This window comes from Halorussus gelatinilyticus, assembly GCF_023238445.1.
GTDB lineage: Archaea > Halobacteriota > Halobacteria > Halobacteriales > Haladaptataceae > Halorussus > Halorussus gelatinilyticus.
In genome coordinates, this window is record NZ_CP096658.1 from 1,574,941 (window position 1) to 1,588,834 (window position 13,894).

16 protein-coding genes are annotated in these 13,894 nt (G+C 67.1%); 9 read left to right on the plus strand and 7 right to left on the minus strand.

Going from position 1 to position 13,894, the window contains the following annotated elements:
* Nucleotides 1-6 precede the first annotated feature (6 nt).
* The 4 genes from M0R88_RS08165 to M0R88_RS08180 all read left to right on the plus strand — a co-directional run bounded on the left by M0R88_RS08165 (nt 7) and on the right by M0R88_RS08180 (nt 1,480).
* A complete protein-coding gene (locus tag M0R88_RS08165; RefSeq protein WP_248656443.1) occupies nt 7-627 on the plus strand; it encodes a CPBP family intramembrane glutamic endopeptidase in 621 nt (206 codons plus the stop codon).
* Between the two features lie 161 nt (nt 628-788).
* Nucleotides 789-932, plus strand: a complete 144-nt coding sequence (locus M0R88_RS08170) for a hypothetical protein (RefSeq protein WP_248656444.1) — start codon at nt 789-791, stop codon at nt 930-932.
* 67 nt (nt 933-999) lie between these two features.
* Nucleotides 1,000-1,137, plus strand: coding sequence for a hypothetical protein (locus M0R88_RS08175; protein ID WP_248656445.1), 138 nt, complete (start codon nt 1,000-1,002; stop codon nt 1,135-1,137).
* A 187-nt stretch (nt 1,138-1,324) separates the two neighbouring features.
* On the plus strand, nt 1,325-1,480 hold the full coding sequence (locus M0R88_RS08180) for a hypothetical protein (RefSeq protein WP_248656446.1): 156 nt from the start codon (nt 1,325-1,327) through the stop codon (nt 1,478-1,480).
* A gap of 58 nt (nt 1,481-1,538) precedes the next feature.
* Here the strand turns inward: M0R88_RS08180 and M0R88_RS08185 are convergent, their stop codons facing one another.
* Together M0R88_RS08185 and M0R88_RS08190 are read right to left on the minus strand one after the other, a co-directional pair.
* Nucleotides 1,539-3,353: an excinuclease ABC subunit C gene (locus tag M0R88_RS08185; protein WP_248656447.1), complete on the minus strand. Its 1,815-nt coding sequence runs from the start codon at nt 3,351-3,353 to the stop codon at nt 1,539-1,541.
* 9 nt (nt 3,354-3,362) lie between these two features.
* Complete coding sequence (locus tag M0R88_RS08190; protein WP_248656448.1) at nt 3,363-3,971, minus strand: hypothetical protein; 609 nt, start codon at nt 3,969-3,971, stop codon at nt 3,363-3,365.
* A 208-nt stretch (nt 3,972-4,179) separates the two neighbouring features.
* On the opposite strand from M0R88_RS08190, the gene M0R88_RS08195 reads away from it, so the two are divergent.
* Entirely contained in the window at nt 4,180-4,440 is a 261-nt protein-coding gene (locus tag M0R88_RS08195; RefSeq protein WP_248656449.1) for a DUF7967 family protein, read from the plus strand.
* A 57-nt stretch (nt 4,441-4,497) separates the two neighbouring features.
* On the opposite strand, the gene M0R88_RS08200 is transcribed toward M0R88_RS08195, so the two are convergent.
* A complete protein-coding gene (locus M0R88_RS08200; RefSeq protein ID WP_248656450.1) occupies nt 4,498-5,424 on the minus strand; it encodes a lamin tail domain-containing protein in 927 nt (308 codons plus the stop codon).
* 154 nt (nt 5,425-5,578) lie between these two features.
* On the opposite strand from M0R88_RS08200, the gene M0R88_RS08205 reads away from it, so the two are divergent.
* On the plus strand, nt 5,579-6,505 hold the full coding sequence (locus M0R88_RS08205; RefSeq protein WP_248656451.1) for an ABC transporter ATP-binding protein: 927 nt from the start codon (nt 5,579-5,581) through the stop codon (nt 6,503-6,505).
* The gene (locus M0R88_RS08210; RefSeq protein ID WP_248656452.1) at nt 6,502-7,392 is read left to right on the plus strand and encodes an ABC transporter permease subunit; all 891 of its coding nucleotides are present in this window, start codon (nt 6,502-6,504) and stop codon (nt 7,390-7,392) included. The genes M0R88_RS08205 and M0R88_RS08210 overlap by 4 nt, the downstream gene beginning before the upstream one ends.
* Before the next feature lies 1 nt (nt 7,393).
* Here the strand turns inward: M0R88_RS08210 and ligA are convergent, their stop codons facing one another.
* Nucleotides 7,394-9,481 carry an NAD-dependent DNA ligase LigA gene (ligA, locus tag M0R88_RS08215; RefSeq protein WP_248656453.1) on the minus strand — a complete coding sequence of 696 codons (2,088 nt, stop codon included), beginning with the start codon at nt 9,479-9,481 and terminating at the stop codon, nt 7,394-7,396.
* A 167-nt stretch (nt 9,482-9,648) separates the two neighbouring features.
* Between ligA and M0R88_RS08220 the strand changes: the two genes are divergently transcribed.
* A complete protein-coding gene (locus M0R88_RS08220; RefSeq protein WP_248656454.1) occupies nt 9,649-10,470 on the plus strand; it encodes a hypothetical protein in 822 nt (273 codons plus the stop codon).
* A gap of 103 nt (nt 10,471-10,573) precedes the next feature.
* Here M0R88_RS08220 and M0R88_RS08225 read toward each other — a convergent pair whose 3' ends face one another.
* Nucleotides 10,574-10,804 (minus strand): DUF8593 domain-containing protein, encoded by a 231-nt coding sequence (locus tag M0R88_RS08225; protein ID WP_248656455.1) that lies wholly within the window; start codon nt 10,802-10,804, stop codon nt 10,574-10,576.
* A 158-nt stretch (nt 10,805-10,962) separates the two neighbouring features.
* Here M0R88_RS08225 and M0R88_RS08230 point away from each other — a divergent pair, with 158 nt between their 5' ends.
* Nucleotides 10,963-12,150 carry a pyridoxal-phosphate-dependent aminotransferase family protein gene (locus M0R88_RS08230; RefSeq protein ID WP_248656456.1) on the plus strand — a complete coding sequence of 396 codons (1,188 nt, stop codon included), beginning with the start codon at nt 10,963-10,965 and terminating at the stop codon, nt 12,148-12,150.
* A 141-nt stretch (nt 12,151-12,291) separates the two neighbouring features.
* Here the strand turns inward: M0R88_RS08230 and M0R88_RS08235 are convergent, their stop codons facing one another.
* Both M0R88_RS08235 and M0R88_RS08240 read right to left on the minus strand, forming a co-directional pair.
* On the minus strand, nt 12,292-12,504 hold the full coding sequence (locus M0R88_RS08235; RefSeq protein ID WP_248656457.1) for a hypothetical protein: 213 nt from the start codon (nt 12,502-12,504) through the stop codon (nt 12,292-12,294).
* 67 nt (nt 12,505-12,571) lie between these two features.
* On the minus strand, nt 12,572-13,822 hold the full coding sequence (locus M0R88_RS08240) for an MFS transporter (protein WP_248656458.1): 1,251 nt from the start codon (nt 13,820-13,822) through the stop codon (nt 12,572-12,574).
* Nucleotides 13,823-13,894 lie beyond the last annotated feature (72 nt).

Consider the following 13,894-nt stretch of genomic DNA (forward strand, 5'->3'; position numbering starts at 1 on the left):
CCAACGATGGCCACGGTTTCGCTCGTCTGGCTGGCCGCCGTCGTCGGATATCTTCCGGCGCAACTCGTCTACGTCATCGTCTCGTCGTCGGTGGTGTCGGCGTATCCGCGCTTGCGCCGCTACAACTACTGGACGTACGCGGCATTCAGTCTCCTCTACGGCGGCGCGTTCTACGTGGTGGCCCCGGTGTCGGTCCCCTTCGCGTTCCGGTCCGCCTACCTCGCGCTCGTCCCGGTCGGTTTCGCCATGTACTACGCCGACACGTACGCGGTGTCGCGGGCGGTCGGAACGTCGCTCCAGCGCGACGTCAGCCACCCCTTCTCGATGCTCCCGATACTCCTCGTCCCGATTCCCGAGGAAATCCTGTTCCGGGCGGGACTCGCGCCCCTGATAGACGCTTTCGGTCCGGTCGCGTTCGGGGTCGCGTCCGCCCTCCTGTTCGGTCTCATCCACTTCACGTTCGGCGCGCGCGACGTGGTAGTCAAGGTCGGCAACGGAATCGTCTTCGCGAGCGTGTTCGTGGTCACCGGCTCCGTGACCGCGACGATACTCGTTCACCTCGGGTACAACCTCGCGTCGTTTCACGTCTTCTCGGACTACTCGGAGGACCTCGCGGCGCTTCCCTGACGTGGGTCGTCCGTGTCCCCAGTCCCGCCATTGCGCCCGTTCGAGGTCGGTGTTCTGTCGTCCGAGTCCTCGCGTTCATCGCCCGGAAGTGGCGGTGGTTTCTCATATAATTCACGTACTATAAGAAAAAATTATGGGGGTTGTATTATATGATAACGCGAATGAAGTTCAAGATAGAAGACGAGACCGAGAGTACCGCAGAATCGACCGAACCCGTCGCCCCCGGAACGAGCAACGACGGATTCTGTAGCAAGTACGACATGTGCTACTTCAGTGTCCCGGACGCGCTCGGCTTCCTGTCCTGAGGACTCGGGACGTTGCTTTAGTTATTTAAATAATAGAATTAGTTAGAGATAGGAGATATTATATCCTGTGCAGTTCGAACTGCGAGACCAGACCGAGGACGACAGTGCAGAAACCGACCCCGTCGCACCCGGTACTAGCTGTTACGGCTGTTTCAAGGAGGGCGGAACGAGTTCCCTCTCGAACGTCTTCGGATTCGTCCTGTAGGCCCGTACCGACTCGTTCGATCCCACCGGACTACCGACCGTCAACCGGTCGAATCACTTCTCTCGGCGTCGTCTCCGAGACTCGTACCGCGAACCGACGAGCGACGTCTTCATTCTAGCCTCTGCGGTTTAGTACTAATATGTCTAGTGAAAAAATTTAATATGGTATATGTTCACATAACTGTTGCATGCAGTTTGATATGCAAGACCAGACCGAAGACGCCAGTGCAGAAACCAAGCCTGTCGCGCCCGGTACGTCCAGCGGTGGAGCCTGTGGCTTCGACATCTCGACGTCGATGTACTGCGACGCAGGACTCGACCTGCTCGGCGGCGAACTGCTCTGAGAACGGGCACTTCACCCTTTTTGCGGGTAGTCGTTCGACGCGAACCGACAGCGACCGCTCAGAGCCGCGTCTCGATGGTCTCGGCCGTCTTCTCGCCGACGCCTTCGACCGCCCGCAACTCCGCCCGCGAAGCGTCCCGAATCCCCTCGACGCTCCCGAACCGCCGGAGGAGGCTCCGGCGCGTCGCGGGTCCGATACCCGGTACGTTGTCGAGTTCGGTCGAAACGTCGTCGCGCAGGGTCTGGTGGTACTGGACCGCGAAGCGGTGGGCCTCGTCGCGGACGCGCTGGAGGACGTGGAGGTGGTCGGCGTCGCTCGGCCAGTCGAACGTGCCGTCGGGCGTGACGACCAGCTCCTCGTCCTTGGCGAGCGCGACCGCGGGCACGTCCCAACCGGCGTCCGCGAGCGCGTCTCTGGCCGCGTTGAGTTGCCCCTCGCCGCCGTCGATGAGGAGCAGGTCGGGGTCCGGGCGGTCGTCCCTGTCCTCGACCGCGCGGTCGGCGCGCCAGCGAACCAAGTCGTACATGTTCGCGTAGTCGTCGTTCTCGTCGGTCAACTTCTTCCGGCGGTAGCCCGACTTGTCCGCCGACCCGTCCTCGAAAGCCACGTCGCTCCCGACCGCGTGCTTGCCCTGCGCGTGGCTCACGTCGAAGCCCTCGATGCGGCGGGGTACCCTGTCTAAGTTCAGGGCGTCCCGGAGCGCGGCCAGCGCGTCGGATTCGCTCGCGCCGCGCCGGGCGTTCTTCAGCGCGAGGTCCACCAGCGTCGCCTCTCGGCCGGCGCCCGGCACGCGGGCCGACACGCCCTCGCTTTCGAGCCAGTCCAGCACCTCCTCGTCGTCCGGACGGTCCGAGAAGAGCAGGGCGTCGGGCAGGTCACGCTCGGTGTAGTACTGAGTCACGAACGCCGAGAGGACCGCGCTGGCCCGAGTGTCGGCGTCGTCGGCGTCGCTCTCCGGAATCGTCACGGCGTGGCGCTCGCGGTCCACGAGCTGCCCCGACTCGCTGTGGAGACGCGCGACGGTCGCCGAGTCGCCTTCCAACGCGACGCCCAGCACGTCCACCGCGCGTTCGTCGCTCTGGTCGGCGACCGCCTCGCCCGCGCCGCCGTGGAACCCCTCCACCGCGTCGAGTTTGTCCCGGAGGTTCGCGGCGCGCTCGAACTCCTGACCGGCGGCGGCCTCCTCCATCTGCCTCCGGAGCGGGTCGGCGAGGACGCCGGTCTCGCCCTCGAAGAAGCGGACGACCGACTCCACGTCGGCGACGTACGACTCGCGGTCGATTTCGTCGGTGCAGGGCGCGGTGCAGAGACCGATGTCGTAGTCCAAGCAGGGCCGGTCGCGGTTGCTGTACTTGTGGTCCGAACAGCCCCGGACGCCGTAGGTCTCCCGGAGCGCCTTCACGACGACCTCGACCTGCGTCTTGCGCGTGAAGGGACCGAACACGCGCGGGCCGGAGACGGTGGGGCCGCTCCCGGACGCTCCCGTTCCGCCGCCGTCGCGTCGCGCGCGGGCCTCGGGGTCCGGGTCGCGGGTGATCTCGATGCGGGGGAACTCGTGGTCGGTGAGTTGGACCAGCGGATACGATTTGTCGTCCTTCAGCCGGACGTTGTACCGCGGTTGGAACCGCTTGATGAGGTTGGCTTCCAGCAGGAGGGCCTGCGTCTCGGTGTCCGTGACCGAGTAGTCGATGCTGTCCGCGCGCTTGACCATCCGGCGGATGCGCCGACTGCGAGGGTCGGCGTACGACCGCACGCGGTCCCGGATGTCCACGGCCTTGCCGACGTAGACGACCGTCTCGCCGTCCTGAAACTGGTAGACGCCGGGCTGACGTGGTAACTCGCCGGCGCGTTCGCGTACCGCGTCCCCGTCCATCGAACGCCGCTAGTCGCTACGCGGTTTTGAACTTGTCCCCACCGCGGCCCGAAGCCGTCTGGCGATGTCTTCGGCGTCGTCGTCGCGGACCGGTACCCGCATCGGGTCGCGGCCGGCGCGTTCGATGACGAGTTCGCGCTCGCGGGAACTGAAGTAGACGCCGACGAGCGCGAGCGCGACGACGACCAGCAGACCGCCGCCGACGAGGAGGACGGTGGTGAGCATGCCGAGGGCCTTCGGAAGGAGGGAGACGAGTTGCGCGATGCCAGCGCCGGGCGCGTCCGCGGGTGGAGTCACGTCGCCGAGACCGTCGAGGACACCGCTGGTCTTCAGGAGGATGCCGCCGCCGAACAGCACCGCGCCGTAGACGCCCGCGCGGACGCCCCACCCGACGTAGGCGTCCTTGCCGGTCGTCTCGATGCTGGCGTCGAGGACGTTCGGACGGTCGGCGTGGTCGAACCGCCGGCCGTCTCCGTCGGGTGTAAACACGAGGACGCGGTGGGTCGTGACGGCGACGCGGGCACCTTCGACGGTGAACTCCTCTTCGACTTCCTCGCCCTGAAACAACATCTGCGAGAGGCGGTCGTCCGTCGCCTGCGACAACGGAGACTGACTCATCGTCATCGGGTCGCCGACTGCGAATCAAAACGATTGCGGCCGATACGTCGCCCTCCGGGTCCCCAACTGTCCTGCCACCCGTGGTCCATCATTTGAATGCCGATACGCCGCTTTGCGTCTTAACGCTACTGGCGTGCGGTATGGTGGACGTTGACGCCGGCCACCGAGGACCCGGAGGTTTCAACTCGCTCCCGGGAGAGGTGCCGACATGGACGACGAGCGACTCTGGCTGGTCGAACGGACCTACACCGACAAGGGACTCGTCTCGCTGGTGTACGCCACCACCGACGGCGAACGCTATCTCCAGAAACAGCGGTCGATGAACATGCTCAACCTCGTGGACGTGACCGCGGCCGTCGAGGCCGACCCCGACTCGCTGGACGACGTGGAGGACGACGAGACCCGCGAGCAGTACGCCGGCGAGGCGACGCGGATGGCCGACGAACGCGACCCGGACGACGCGGTCTGAGCCGTCGGCGACTCTTCTACTCTCCGTCAGAAAAAGGACCGCAAAAGCGGGTCGGCCTCAGTACGACCGACGGTCCACTTCGCTACCGCTCTCGTCGTAGAGGTACGCCGTGTCGCCGTAGTCGTTCCAGATTTCGTGGCCGAACGCGGCGTAGAGGTCGTCCGAGTCGTCGGTGCCGCTCCCGGAGTGGACCCAGACCGATTCGCCCGACGCGAGGGTGAAGCCGTCGGGGAAGGTGTAGGTGTGGCCTGCCTCGTCTTCGAGCGCGTAGCCCGACAGGTCGAGCTCGCCGCTCCCGGTGTTCTTGATCTGGACGCGCTCGTCGTTCGTGCTGCTGGCTTCGGCGTAGACCCACTCGACCGAGGCAGTGCCGCTATCGCTCCCGTCGTCGCCGCCGCTACCGCCGTCGTCGACGGTCCGGCAGTGCCAGAGGCCCCGCAGGTTGGCCTGTGACTCGTTCTCGGCGCTGTAGAACGTCTGTCGCTGACTGAACGAGCTATCGTAGACGCGGGCGTGACCCTTCTCGACGAGGTCGAGGTTGAAGTTCTCGCCGTTCACGTAGACGTACGCCAGCAGGCGACCGTAGTCGCCGCGCCGGTCGGACTTGCTGTCGAACTTCAGCGTGACCGTCTCGCCGACGATGGTGTCCTTCGTGAACTGGCTGGCGTTCTTCCCGGCGCTCCGGAGGCAGTCCTTGCCCGCTTGGGTGTTCGGGACGCCCTCGAACTCGCCGGGCGTGTTCTCGACGTTGACCTCGGGCGTGTCCACGCCGAGCAGTCGGACGGTGTCGGTCGAACCGTTCTGGTACCGGACGTCCACGGTGTCGCCGTCCGCCGCGCTCGTGACCGTCACGGTCACCGAACCGCTGATGCTACTCGTCGATACGTCCTCGGTCGTCGGGACGACCGCCGCGCTTCCCGCGACGGTCAGACTCCCGACGAGCGCTACTACCATCAGTATCGAAAGGAACTGCTTTCGTGCCACGTCTCGACGTGATAGTTTTTAACGTAAAAAAGATTCTAATAAATATCGTCCGGCTACGTTCGGGTATTTTTCGCACGGTCGCTCGCGAGCGTTTTCCAAATCGGACGACACGATAAGACAAGGGTTTACGTAGGGGAGCGCAAAACCCCCGCCCATGGCCGCCATCGAAATTGACGGAGTAACGAAACGGTACGGCGACGTCGTCGCCGTCCGCGACCTCTCCTTCGAAGTCGAAGAGGGCGAGGTGTTCGGCTTCCTCGGGCCGAACGGCGCGGGCAAGTCCACGACCATCAATATGCTGTTGGACTTCGTGCGCCCGACCGACGGGGAGATTACGGTCCTCGGCCGCGACGTCCACGACGAGAGCGTCGCGGTCCGGGAACATCTCGGCGTCCTCCCCGAGGGGTTCTCGGTGTACGACCGACTGACCGGCCGCCAGCACCTCGAATTCGCAATCGAGTCGAAGGACGCCGACGACAATGTCGACGCCATCTTGGAACGCGTCGGACTCGACGGCGACGGCGACCGGAAGGCCGGCGGCTACTCGAAGGGGATGGCCCAACGCCTCGTCCTCGGGATGGCGCTGGTCGGCGACCCCGACCTGCTCGTCCTCGACGAACCCTCCACGGGACTCGACCCGCAGGGTGCCCGCCAGATGCGTGACATCGTCCGCGAGGAGGCCGACCGGGGCGCGACCGTCTTCTTCTCGTCGCACATCCTCGGTCAGGTCGAGGCGGTCTGCGACCGCGTTGGCATCCTCCGGGACGGACAACTCGTGGCCGAGGACTCCATCGAGGGCCTGCGCGAGGCGACCAGCGCCGACACCGTCCTCCGAATCACGGTCGGTGACGTTCCCGAGGACGCCCTCGCGGACGTGCGCGACCTCGACGGCGTGTCGGAGGTCGAAGCGAACGAGGGCGGCGACCGCTTGACCGTCTCCTGCCAGAGCGACGTGAAGACGACCGTCCTCTCGACGCTGGAGGAGGCGGGCGTAGACGTGCGGGACTTCGAGACCGAGGAAGCCTCGCTCGAAGAACTGTTCATGGACTACACCACCGACAAGCAGGAGGTCGAAGCATGACGTGGCAGGCCGTCGCCCGGAAGGACTTCCGGGACGCGGTGCGCTCGAAGTGGCTGTGGGCGCTGTCGCTCCTGTTCGTCGCGGTGTTCGCACTGCCGCCGATACTGCTGTTCTACCTCGAAATGGGTGCGACGCCCCAGCAAGGCCAGTCCGGGACGACCGACATGTTCGTGTTCCTGATGAAACAGGGCACGTCGATTCTGATTCCGCTTATCGCCATCGTCATCGGATACACCTCGATAACGCAGGAGCGCGAGTCCGGGTCGCTGAAGCTCCTGCTGTCGCTCCCCCACTCGCGCGACGACGTGGTGTTCGGGAAAGTCCTCGGCCGCTCGGGCGTCATCGCCCTCCCCATCGCGGTCGGGTTCGCGGTCGCGTTCCTGGTGTTGCTGTTCACGTCGCTGTCGCTGAAACTCGTGAACTTGCTGCTGTTCGCGGCGCTCACTGCGGTCCTCGGTCTCGTGTTCGTCGGCCTCTCGGTCGGCGTCTCGGCCGCCGCCAGCACCGGCCAGCGCGCGATGGTCGCCGCCATCGCGCTGTTCATCTGGTTCGTCGTCCTCTGGAACTCCTTCGCGAATCAGGTCGTGAACGCGCTGGTCAAGTACGTCGGCATCAGCGAGGCGGCGCGTTACCAGACCGTGCTGTTCCTCAAACTCCTGAACCCGACGCAGGCCTACAAGACGCTGGTGGACACCGTCCTGATGGATTCGGCGCTCCAGTCCCGAATCTACATGTTCGGCATCTTCAAGCGCAAGGCCGTCGCGCAGGCGTTCGGCGACTCGCTACCCATCTACCTCTCGGACCCCTTCGTCGTCGCCTACTTCCTCGCGTGGCTGTTCGTCCCGGTCGCGGTCGGCCTGCGGAAGTTCTCGAACGACGACCTCTGAACTACGGCTCGACGCCCTTTTCCCGAAGATTTTCCTCGAACGCCTCCCGCCCGTCCAGCACCGGCACGCCCTCGTCGTCGGCGTCGTCCAGTTTCGACTGCCCCGGACTGTCGCCCGCGACGAGGTAGTCGGTGTTGCCAGAGACGCTGCTCGTGGCGCTCGCGCCGTGGTCCTCGACCAACTCCTGAGCGTCGCTCCGGGTGTAGCCGTCGAGCGACCCCGTGAAGACGAACGTCAGGCCCGCCAACTCGTCGCCGGTCTCGGTCGCTCTCGGGGTCTCCAGCGGCCCGATGGCTTCGAGCAGGTCGTCGATGACGTGCTCGTTCTGCTCGGACGCGAAGAACTCCGCGATCTGGTCGGCGACCGTCGGGCCGATTCCCTCGACCGACTCCAACTCCTCGCGGGTCGCGGTCCGGATCGCGTCGAGGTCGCCGAACTCGCGGGCGAGGTCGGTCGCGGTCGCCGGACCGACCTTCGGGATGCCGATGGCCGAGAGGAAGTCCCGGAGTCGCGGGTGCGTCGAGGCCTCCAGTTCCGCGAGCAGGTTCTCGGCGCTGGTCTCGCCCCAGCCTTCGAGGGCGACGAGGTCGTCCTCCTCGATGCGGTAGAGGTCGGCCAGACTGTCCTCGATTAGCCCGGCGTCGACGAGTTGGTCGACGCGCTCGCCGCCCAGTCCCTCGATGTCCAACCCGTCGTCGCTGGCGTAGTACTCGACCGCGCGCCGGAGTTGCGCGACGCAGGCCAGTCCGCCGGTGCAGTAGGCCATCGGGCCGTCGAACTCCACCGCGCTGTCGCAGACCGGGCAGTGGTCGGGGAACTCGTAGTGGCCCTCCGAGTGCTTGGCGACCACCTCGGCGACGTAGGGAATCACGTCGCCCGCGCGCTCGACGTCCACCTCGTCGCCCAGATTGACGTTCATCTCGGCGATTTCCTCGGGGTTGTGGAGGCTGGCGCGCGAGACGGTGACGCCGCCCACGTCCACCGGTTCGAGGAGCGCGACGGGCGTGAGTCGCCCGGTCCGCCCGACCTGTACCGTCACGTCCGTGATTTCGGTGACCTCCGAGCGCGCGGGGAACTTGTACGCAAAGGCCCACCGGTAGTGGCGCTCGGTGGTCCCCAACTCGGCGCAGGTAGAGAGGTCGTCCACCTCGATGACAACGCCGTCGATTTCGTAGTCGAGGTCGGGGCGGTCGGCCATCAGGCGGTCGCGGTAGTCGATGGCGTCCTCGATGTCGTCGGTTCGCTCCGACCGGTCGTTGACCTTCAGGCCCCACTCGGGCAGGGTCTCGTGCTGTTCCCAGTGGGTCTCGAACTCGTAACTGGAGTCGAGCACGTCGAAGAAGAAGCAGTCGAGCGGTCGCCCGGCGGTGACGGACGGGTCCAACTGTCGGAGGGTGCCCGCCGCGGCGTTCCGGGGGTTGGCGAAGGGGTCCTCGCCGCGCTCGACGCGCTCGCGGTTGAGTTTCCGGAAGGCCGCCTCGGGGATGTGGACCTCGCCCCGGAGGACGAGATAGTCGGGGTAGTCCCCCCGGAGTCGGTGGGGCACGCTGGCGATGGTCCGGACGTTCTCGGTCACGTCCTCGCCGGTGTAGCCGTCGCCCCGCGTCGCCGCTTGAACGTACTCGCCGTCCTCGTAGACGACTTCGACCGAGAGGCCGTCGAATTTGGGTTCGCAGACGTAACGCAGGTCGTCGCCCCGCTCGGTCCCGCTTTCGCGCCGGACGCGCTCGTCGAACTCCCGCACGTCCTCGGCCTCGCCGCTCGAATCGATGGAGAGCATCGGCGCGACGTGTTCGACGGTGCCGAGTTCGTCCAGCGGTTCCCCGCCGACCCGCCGGGTCGGACTGTCGTCGGTCCGGAGACCGAACGCGTCCTCGAGGTCCTGCAACCGGGTGAACAGGGCGTCGTACGTCCGGTCGGCGACGACGGGGTCGTTCTCGACGTAGTAGCGGTAGTCGTGGAAGCGAATCGCCTCCCGCAACTGTTCGGCCTGTTCGCCGGCCTCGTCCTCGCTCAACTCCTCGACCGGCCGGAAGTCGGTCTCCGGCTCCTCGACGTAGGGGTTCTCGTCGGTTCGCGCGCTCGCCATTACCGGGGGTTGTCGCCTCTCCGGTAAAAATCCAGTCGCCTCGGCAGACGCGTCACACGGTAACGTCGGTCCCGTCGGCGACTCCGAAACGGTTCGCGAACCGAACGCCTCCCCGCGACCGAATCCGAAGGACTATGAGGGGTTGGTGATACCACCTCGCAAAGTCGATGCCCTCCCCGAACGACTCCCCCGAATCGAACGACGACCACCCCCACGAATCGAACGACGAACGCACCCGCGACGCCAACGACGAGCGTCCCTCCGAACCGGCGGTCGAATCCGCCGCGGACGACCCCCGGATGAACGACGAGTACGTCCGGAGACTCCCCGACGAGGGCGTGACGTTGGTCGGCGTCGTCCACGACCACCCCGCGAGCGTCCATCGGGCCCGCGAAGTCGTCCGCGAGCGCGACCCCGCGGTCGTCGCGCTCGAATCGCCGCCGCTGGCGGTGCCCCTCTACGAGACCTACGCCCGCGAGTCCCGGACCCCGCCGACGTTCGGCGGCGAGATGAGCGCCGCGGCGCAGGCCGCCCACGAGTGCGACGCCGACGTGGTAGGCATCGACGGCCCGACGGCCGACTTCTTCGCGCGCCTCGCCCGGAACTGCCGGTCGGCCGGCGCGTCGCTCGGGACGCTCCGGCGGGTCGCCGCGGGCGTCACGTCCGTCACTCGCCACGCGCTGACGTGCCGTGTCGCGGCGGCAGTCGCCGACCGGACCGCGCTCCGGGTCGAGGTGGACGACCCGGTGGCCCACGACTGCGACTGGTCGGACCCGCCCGCGGTGCAGGCCGACGACGAGCGAGCGCAGGCCCGGCGCTCACAGTCGCTCCTGCGGGCGTTCGACCCCCCGCGGCCGGTTCGCCTCCGCGACGAGACCCGCGAGGAGTGTATGGCCGAGAAACTGTCGGCACTCCGTGACGAGGGCGAGACGGTCGCGATCGTCGGGTTGGACCACCTCGATAGCGTGACCGAGCAGGTCGCGGAGTAGCCGAGCGGGTCTGGACAGTCGAGCAGGTCCGAAACGGTCGAACGGGTCGCGACGAACGGGTGTCCCCGGTCGCTCGTGACCGTCCGTCGTCCGACCGGTACCGTTAGCTGCGAAGTCGGACCTCGTCGTCGGTGATTTCGTCCACCTGTTCCTCCCGAAGCGGGAAGGTGTCGTCGTCGCGGTCGCCCCAGTCCAGCGTGGCCTTGAGCTTGTCCGTGATACTGACGTCGGGGTCCACGTAGGCGGTACCGCGTTCGACCTCGGTAATCAGTCCGACTTTAACGTCGCCCATCACGACGGGTTTGCCCTCGTCGCTGTCGCTGAACTCTGTCATGACAACCGTGGTACTACGGGACGCATGATGACGGCTGTGGCCGATGGTCGTCACGTCCGTCCTGCGGCGTCGCGGCCCGAGTCAACCGTCGCCTGCGGAGTTGGCGGGAATTGCGAAGACCCCGCGTACTTAAGCCGAATCCGTGCGAGGTTGGACACATGCGCGAGGACTTTCTCCTCCTGAATCCGGGGCCGGTTCCCGTGACCCGCGAGGTACGACAGGCGATGAGCGAACCCATGGTCTCGCACCGCTCCGCCGAGTTCGAGGCCGTCTACGAGCGAGCGCAGGACGCGCTCGACCACGTGTTCACCCAATCGACGCTCGACGGCGAGACGACCGCGAGCGACGGGACGAGTCTCGTCTTCAACGGCACGGCGACGATGGCGATGGAGGCCGCGGTGGCGAACCTCGTCGGCACGCTCAGCGGACGCGGCGACGACGGCAAGGTCGTCCCGCTCGTGAACGGCAAGTTCGGGCGGCGATTCAAGCGAATCGCCGACCGGTACGCCTCGGTGGACCCCGTGGAAGCGACGTGGGGCCACTCGCTCGACCTCGACGAGGTTCGGGAGACGGTGGACGACGACACCGACGTCGTGACGATGGTCCACAACGAGACCAGCACGGGCCTGCTGAACCCGGTCGAGGAGGTCGGCGAAATCGCGGCGGAACACGACGCCCGCTTCGTCGTGGACGGCGTGACCTCTATCGGCGGCGACGCGTTCCGCATCGACGACTGGAACGTGGACGTGGCCGTCACCGACGCCCAGAAGTGTCTGGCCGCGCCGCCGGGCACCTCCGCGATGTACGCCACGGAGCGCGCGCAGGAGGCGTTCGACGGCGACGCCGCGCCGTTCTACGAGGACCTCGACTGGCACCTCCGGAAGGCCGATTCCCACCAGACGCCGTTCACGAGCGCGGTGCCGCTGTTCCGCGGTCTCGCGGTCGCAGTCGAGGACATCGTCGAGGAGGGAATGGGCGAGCGAATCGAGCGCCACCGCGAGCAGTCGCGGGCGTTCCGCGAGGCGTTCACCGCGATGGGACTCGACCTCTTCGCCGAGCGCAACGACGCGACGGAGTACTCCAACACTCTGACCGCGGTGTCGCTCCCGGCCCACACCCGCGAGGACCCCGAGGCCTTCTTCGACGCTATCGAGGCCCGCGGCGTCTCCATCTCGGGCGGACAGGCACACCTCGGCGGCGAAATATTCCGTGTGAGCAACATGGGCGGCCTGTCGAGCGAGCAGATTCTGCGCGGAGTCCGCACCATCGGCGAGGCGTTCGAGGAGACCGGCGAGGACGTGGACGCCGACGCGGGCGTCGAGGCGGCGCGCGAGATTCTACGGTAAACAGTCCGAGTCTCCGTTTTCGCTACTCGACGTGCGACCCCAGCAATCTACACCTGTGTTAAGAACATTATTTTCTTTCCTTGACAAGCTCCGGGCTTTCTTTGCGGTACTCGGCCCGTCGCCGCCGACCGCTCGGCGCGCTCACTCTGCGCGTCGCCGAAGCGAGACCGGAACGCAGACGACTGCGGTCAGTAGGAGTGTGCCCCCGACGATGGCGAGAATCGCTCCGGAGCGACCGTGATGCGTCCAGTAGTCGTACCCGAGCGAGGCGCTGGCGGCAATCAGTCCCGCCACCGCGACCGCGCGAAGAAGGTTCGTCCGATTCGTCGCCCACGCCTCGCGGAGAACGTCCATACACGCCGGTACGACGGACGAGGGGAAGTAGCTAGGGAACTCCTCTCTCGACGCCGGGACGACCGGTCTATCCGCCGAACGCGCTCGCGCCCTCGGGGTCGATGCGGAGAAACGTCGGAATCGAGACCGCGGCGACCGCGATTTCGAGCGCGCCAGCGGTCAGGAACGCCGCGAGGAAGCCGAACTCGTCGGCCACGGTCCCGCCGACGAGGATGCCCGCGAGAAAACCCACGCTTCCGAAGGCGTTGAACCCCGCCATCGCGGTTCCCCGGCCGTCGGCCGGCGAGAGGTCCGAGACCAGCGCCATCGTCGCCGGTGACATCAGCGCGCCGATGACGCCGACGACGACCATCCCGACCGCCGCGGTCGGCACGGTCGGCGCGAGTCCGACCCCGACCACGGCGAAGCCGTACAGCGCCGACCCCGCGACGATGGGACCGGTCCGGCCGACGCGGTCCGAGAGGACGCCGAAGGGGTACTGGAGGAGCGCGAACGGCGCGAAGAAGAGACCGAGCATGATGCCGGTTCCGGCGGCGTCGAGCGGGAACGCCTCCTGAAAGTAGACCGTCCCGACCAGCGCGAAGAACCCCGCGGTGAAGCGGTCCACGAACCCGAAGACGTAGGGGAGTCCGAGGACCGGCCGCTCGGTCAGCGTGGCGAGCGCGCGCCGGACGTGGCCGTCGTCCCCGCCTGCTTCCCCGTCCGCTGGGGCCGTTCCGTCCGCTCCGACCGCGCGCCCGCCGCTGGCAGGCGCGCGGTCGGGTATCGAGAGCGCGACCAGTCCGGCGACGACCAGTAAGCACCCCGCGGCGTAGAGGGGAACCAGCGCGCCGACGCCGTAGAGTTGCCCGCCGAGCGGTGCGCCGACGGCGGTCCCGAGACCGATGGCGATGCCCGCCGCGCCCATGTTCTTGCCGTGGCCGCCGTCCAGGTCCATCAGCATCGTCATCGACAGCGAGAACGCGCCGATGGTAGTCGCGCCCTGCACGGCCCGGAGCGCCAGCACCTCGCCGAACGACAGCGAGAGCGCGCCGGGCAGGGCCGCGAGCGCGAAGTAGCCGACCGCCCCGCCGAGCGCGCCCGCGGCGACCAGCGGCGTCCGGCGGCCGAGTCGGTCGCTGGCCGCGCCCCAGACGCCCGCGAAGGCGACGAACGCGGCGAACTCCGCGGCGAGGAACCACATGCTCGCGTCGAGCGCCGTGGTCGCGCCGACCGCCGCCACGAGGTCGGGCACGCCGGGGTAGAGCAGTACCTGCGCGAGCAGGACGGCGAACACGACGGACGCGAGTCTGATTCGGTCGCGGTCGGTATCGGTCACGGTGAGACAGTCGAAGGTGAGGACCGAGCGGTCTTGTAAGCCGCGATAGGCGGTCGTCGGTTCGATCTGACG

Excerpts from the sequence above, each read along its gene's own strand:
- M0R88_RS08165 (WP_248656443.1), top strand. The coding sequence starts at position 7 with ATGGCCACGGTTTCGCTCGTCTGGCTGGCCGCCGTCGTCGGATATCTT.
- M0R88_RS08170 (WP_248656444.1), top strand. The coding sequence starts at position 789 with ATGAAGTTCAAGATAGAAGACGAGACCGAGAGTACCGCAGAATCGACC.
- M0R88_RS08180 (WP_248656446.1), top strand. The coding sequence starts at position 1,325 with ATGCAGTTTGATATGCAAGACCAGACCGAAGACGCCAGTGCAGAAACC.
- M0R88_RS08185 (WP_248656447.1), bottom strand. The coding sequence starts at position 3,353 with ATGGACGGGGACGCGGTACGCGAACGCGCCGGCGAGTTACCACGTCAG.
- M0R88_RS08190 (WP_248656448.1), bottom strand. The coding sequence starts at position 3,971 with ATGAGTCAGTCTCCGTTGTCGCAGGCGACGGACGACCGCCTCTCGCAG.
- M0R88_RS08195 (WP_248656449.1), top strand. The coding sequence starts at position 4,180 with ATGGACGACGAGCGACTCTGGCTGGTCGAACGGACCTACACCGACAAG.
- M0R88_RS08205 (WP_248656451.1), top strand. The coding sequence starts at position 5,579 with ATGGCCGCCATCGAAATTGACGGAGTAACGAAACGGTACGGCGACGTC.
- M0R88_RS08210 (WP_248656452.1), top strand. The coding sequence starts at position 6,502 with ATGACGTGGCAGGCCGTCGCCCGGAAGGACTTCCGGGACGCGGTGCGC.
- ligA (WP_248656453.1), bottom strand. The coding sequence starts at position 9,481 with ATGGCGAGCGCGCGAACCGACGAGAACCCCTACGTCGAGGAGCCGGAG.
- M0R88_RS08220 (WP_248656454.1), top strand. The coding sequence starts at position 9,649 with ATGCCCTCCCCGAACGACTCCCCCGAATCGAACGACGACCACCCCCAC.
- M0R88_RS08225 (WP_248656455.1), bottom strand. The coding sequence starts at position 10,804 with ATGACAGAGTTCAGCGACAGCGACGAGGGCAAACCCGTCGTGATGGGC.
- M0R88_RS08230 (WP_248656456.1), top strand. The coding sequence starts at position 10,963 with ATGCGCGAGGACTTTCTCCTCCTGAATCCGGGGCCGGTTCCCGTGACC.
- M0R88_RS08235 (WP_248656457.1), bottom strand. The coding sequence starts at position 12,504 with ATGGACGTTCTCCGCGAGGCGTGGGCGACGAATCGGACGAACCTTCTT.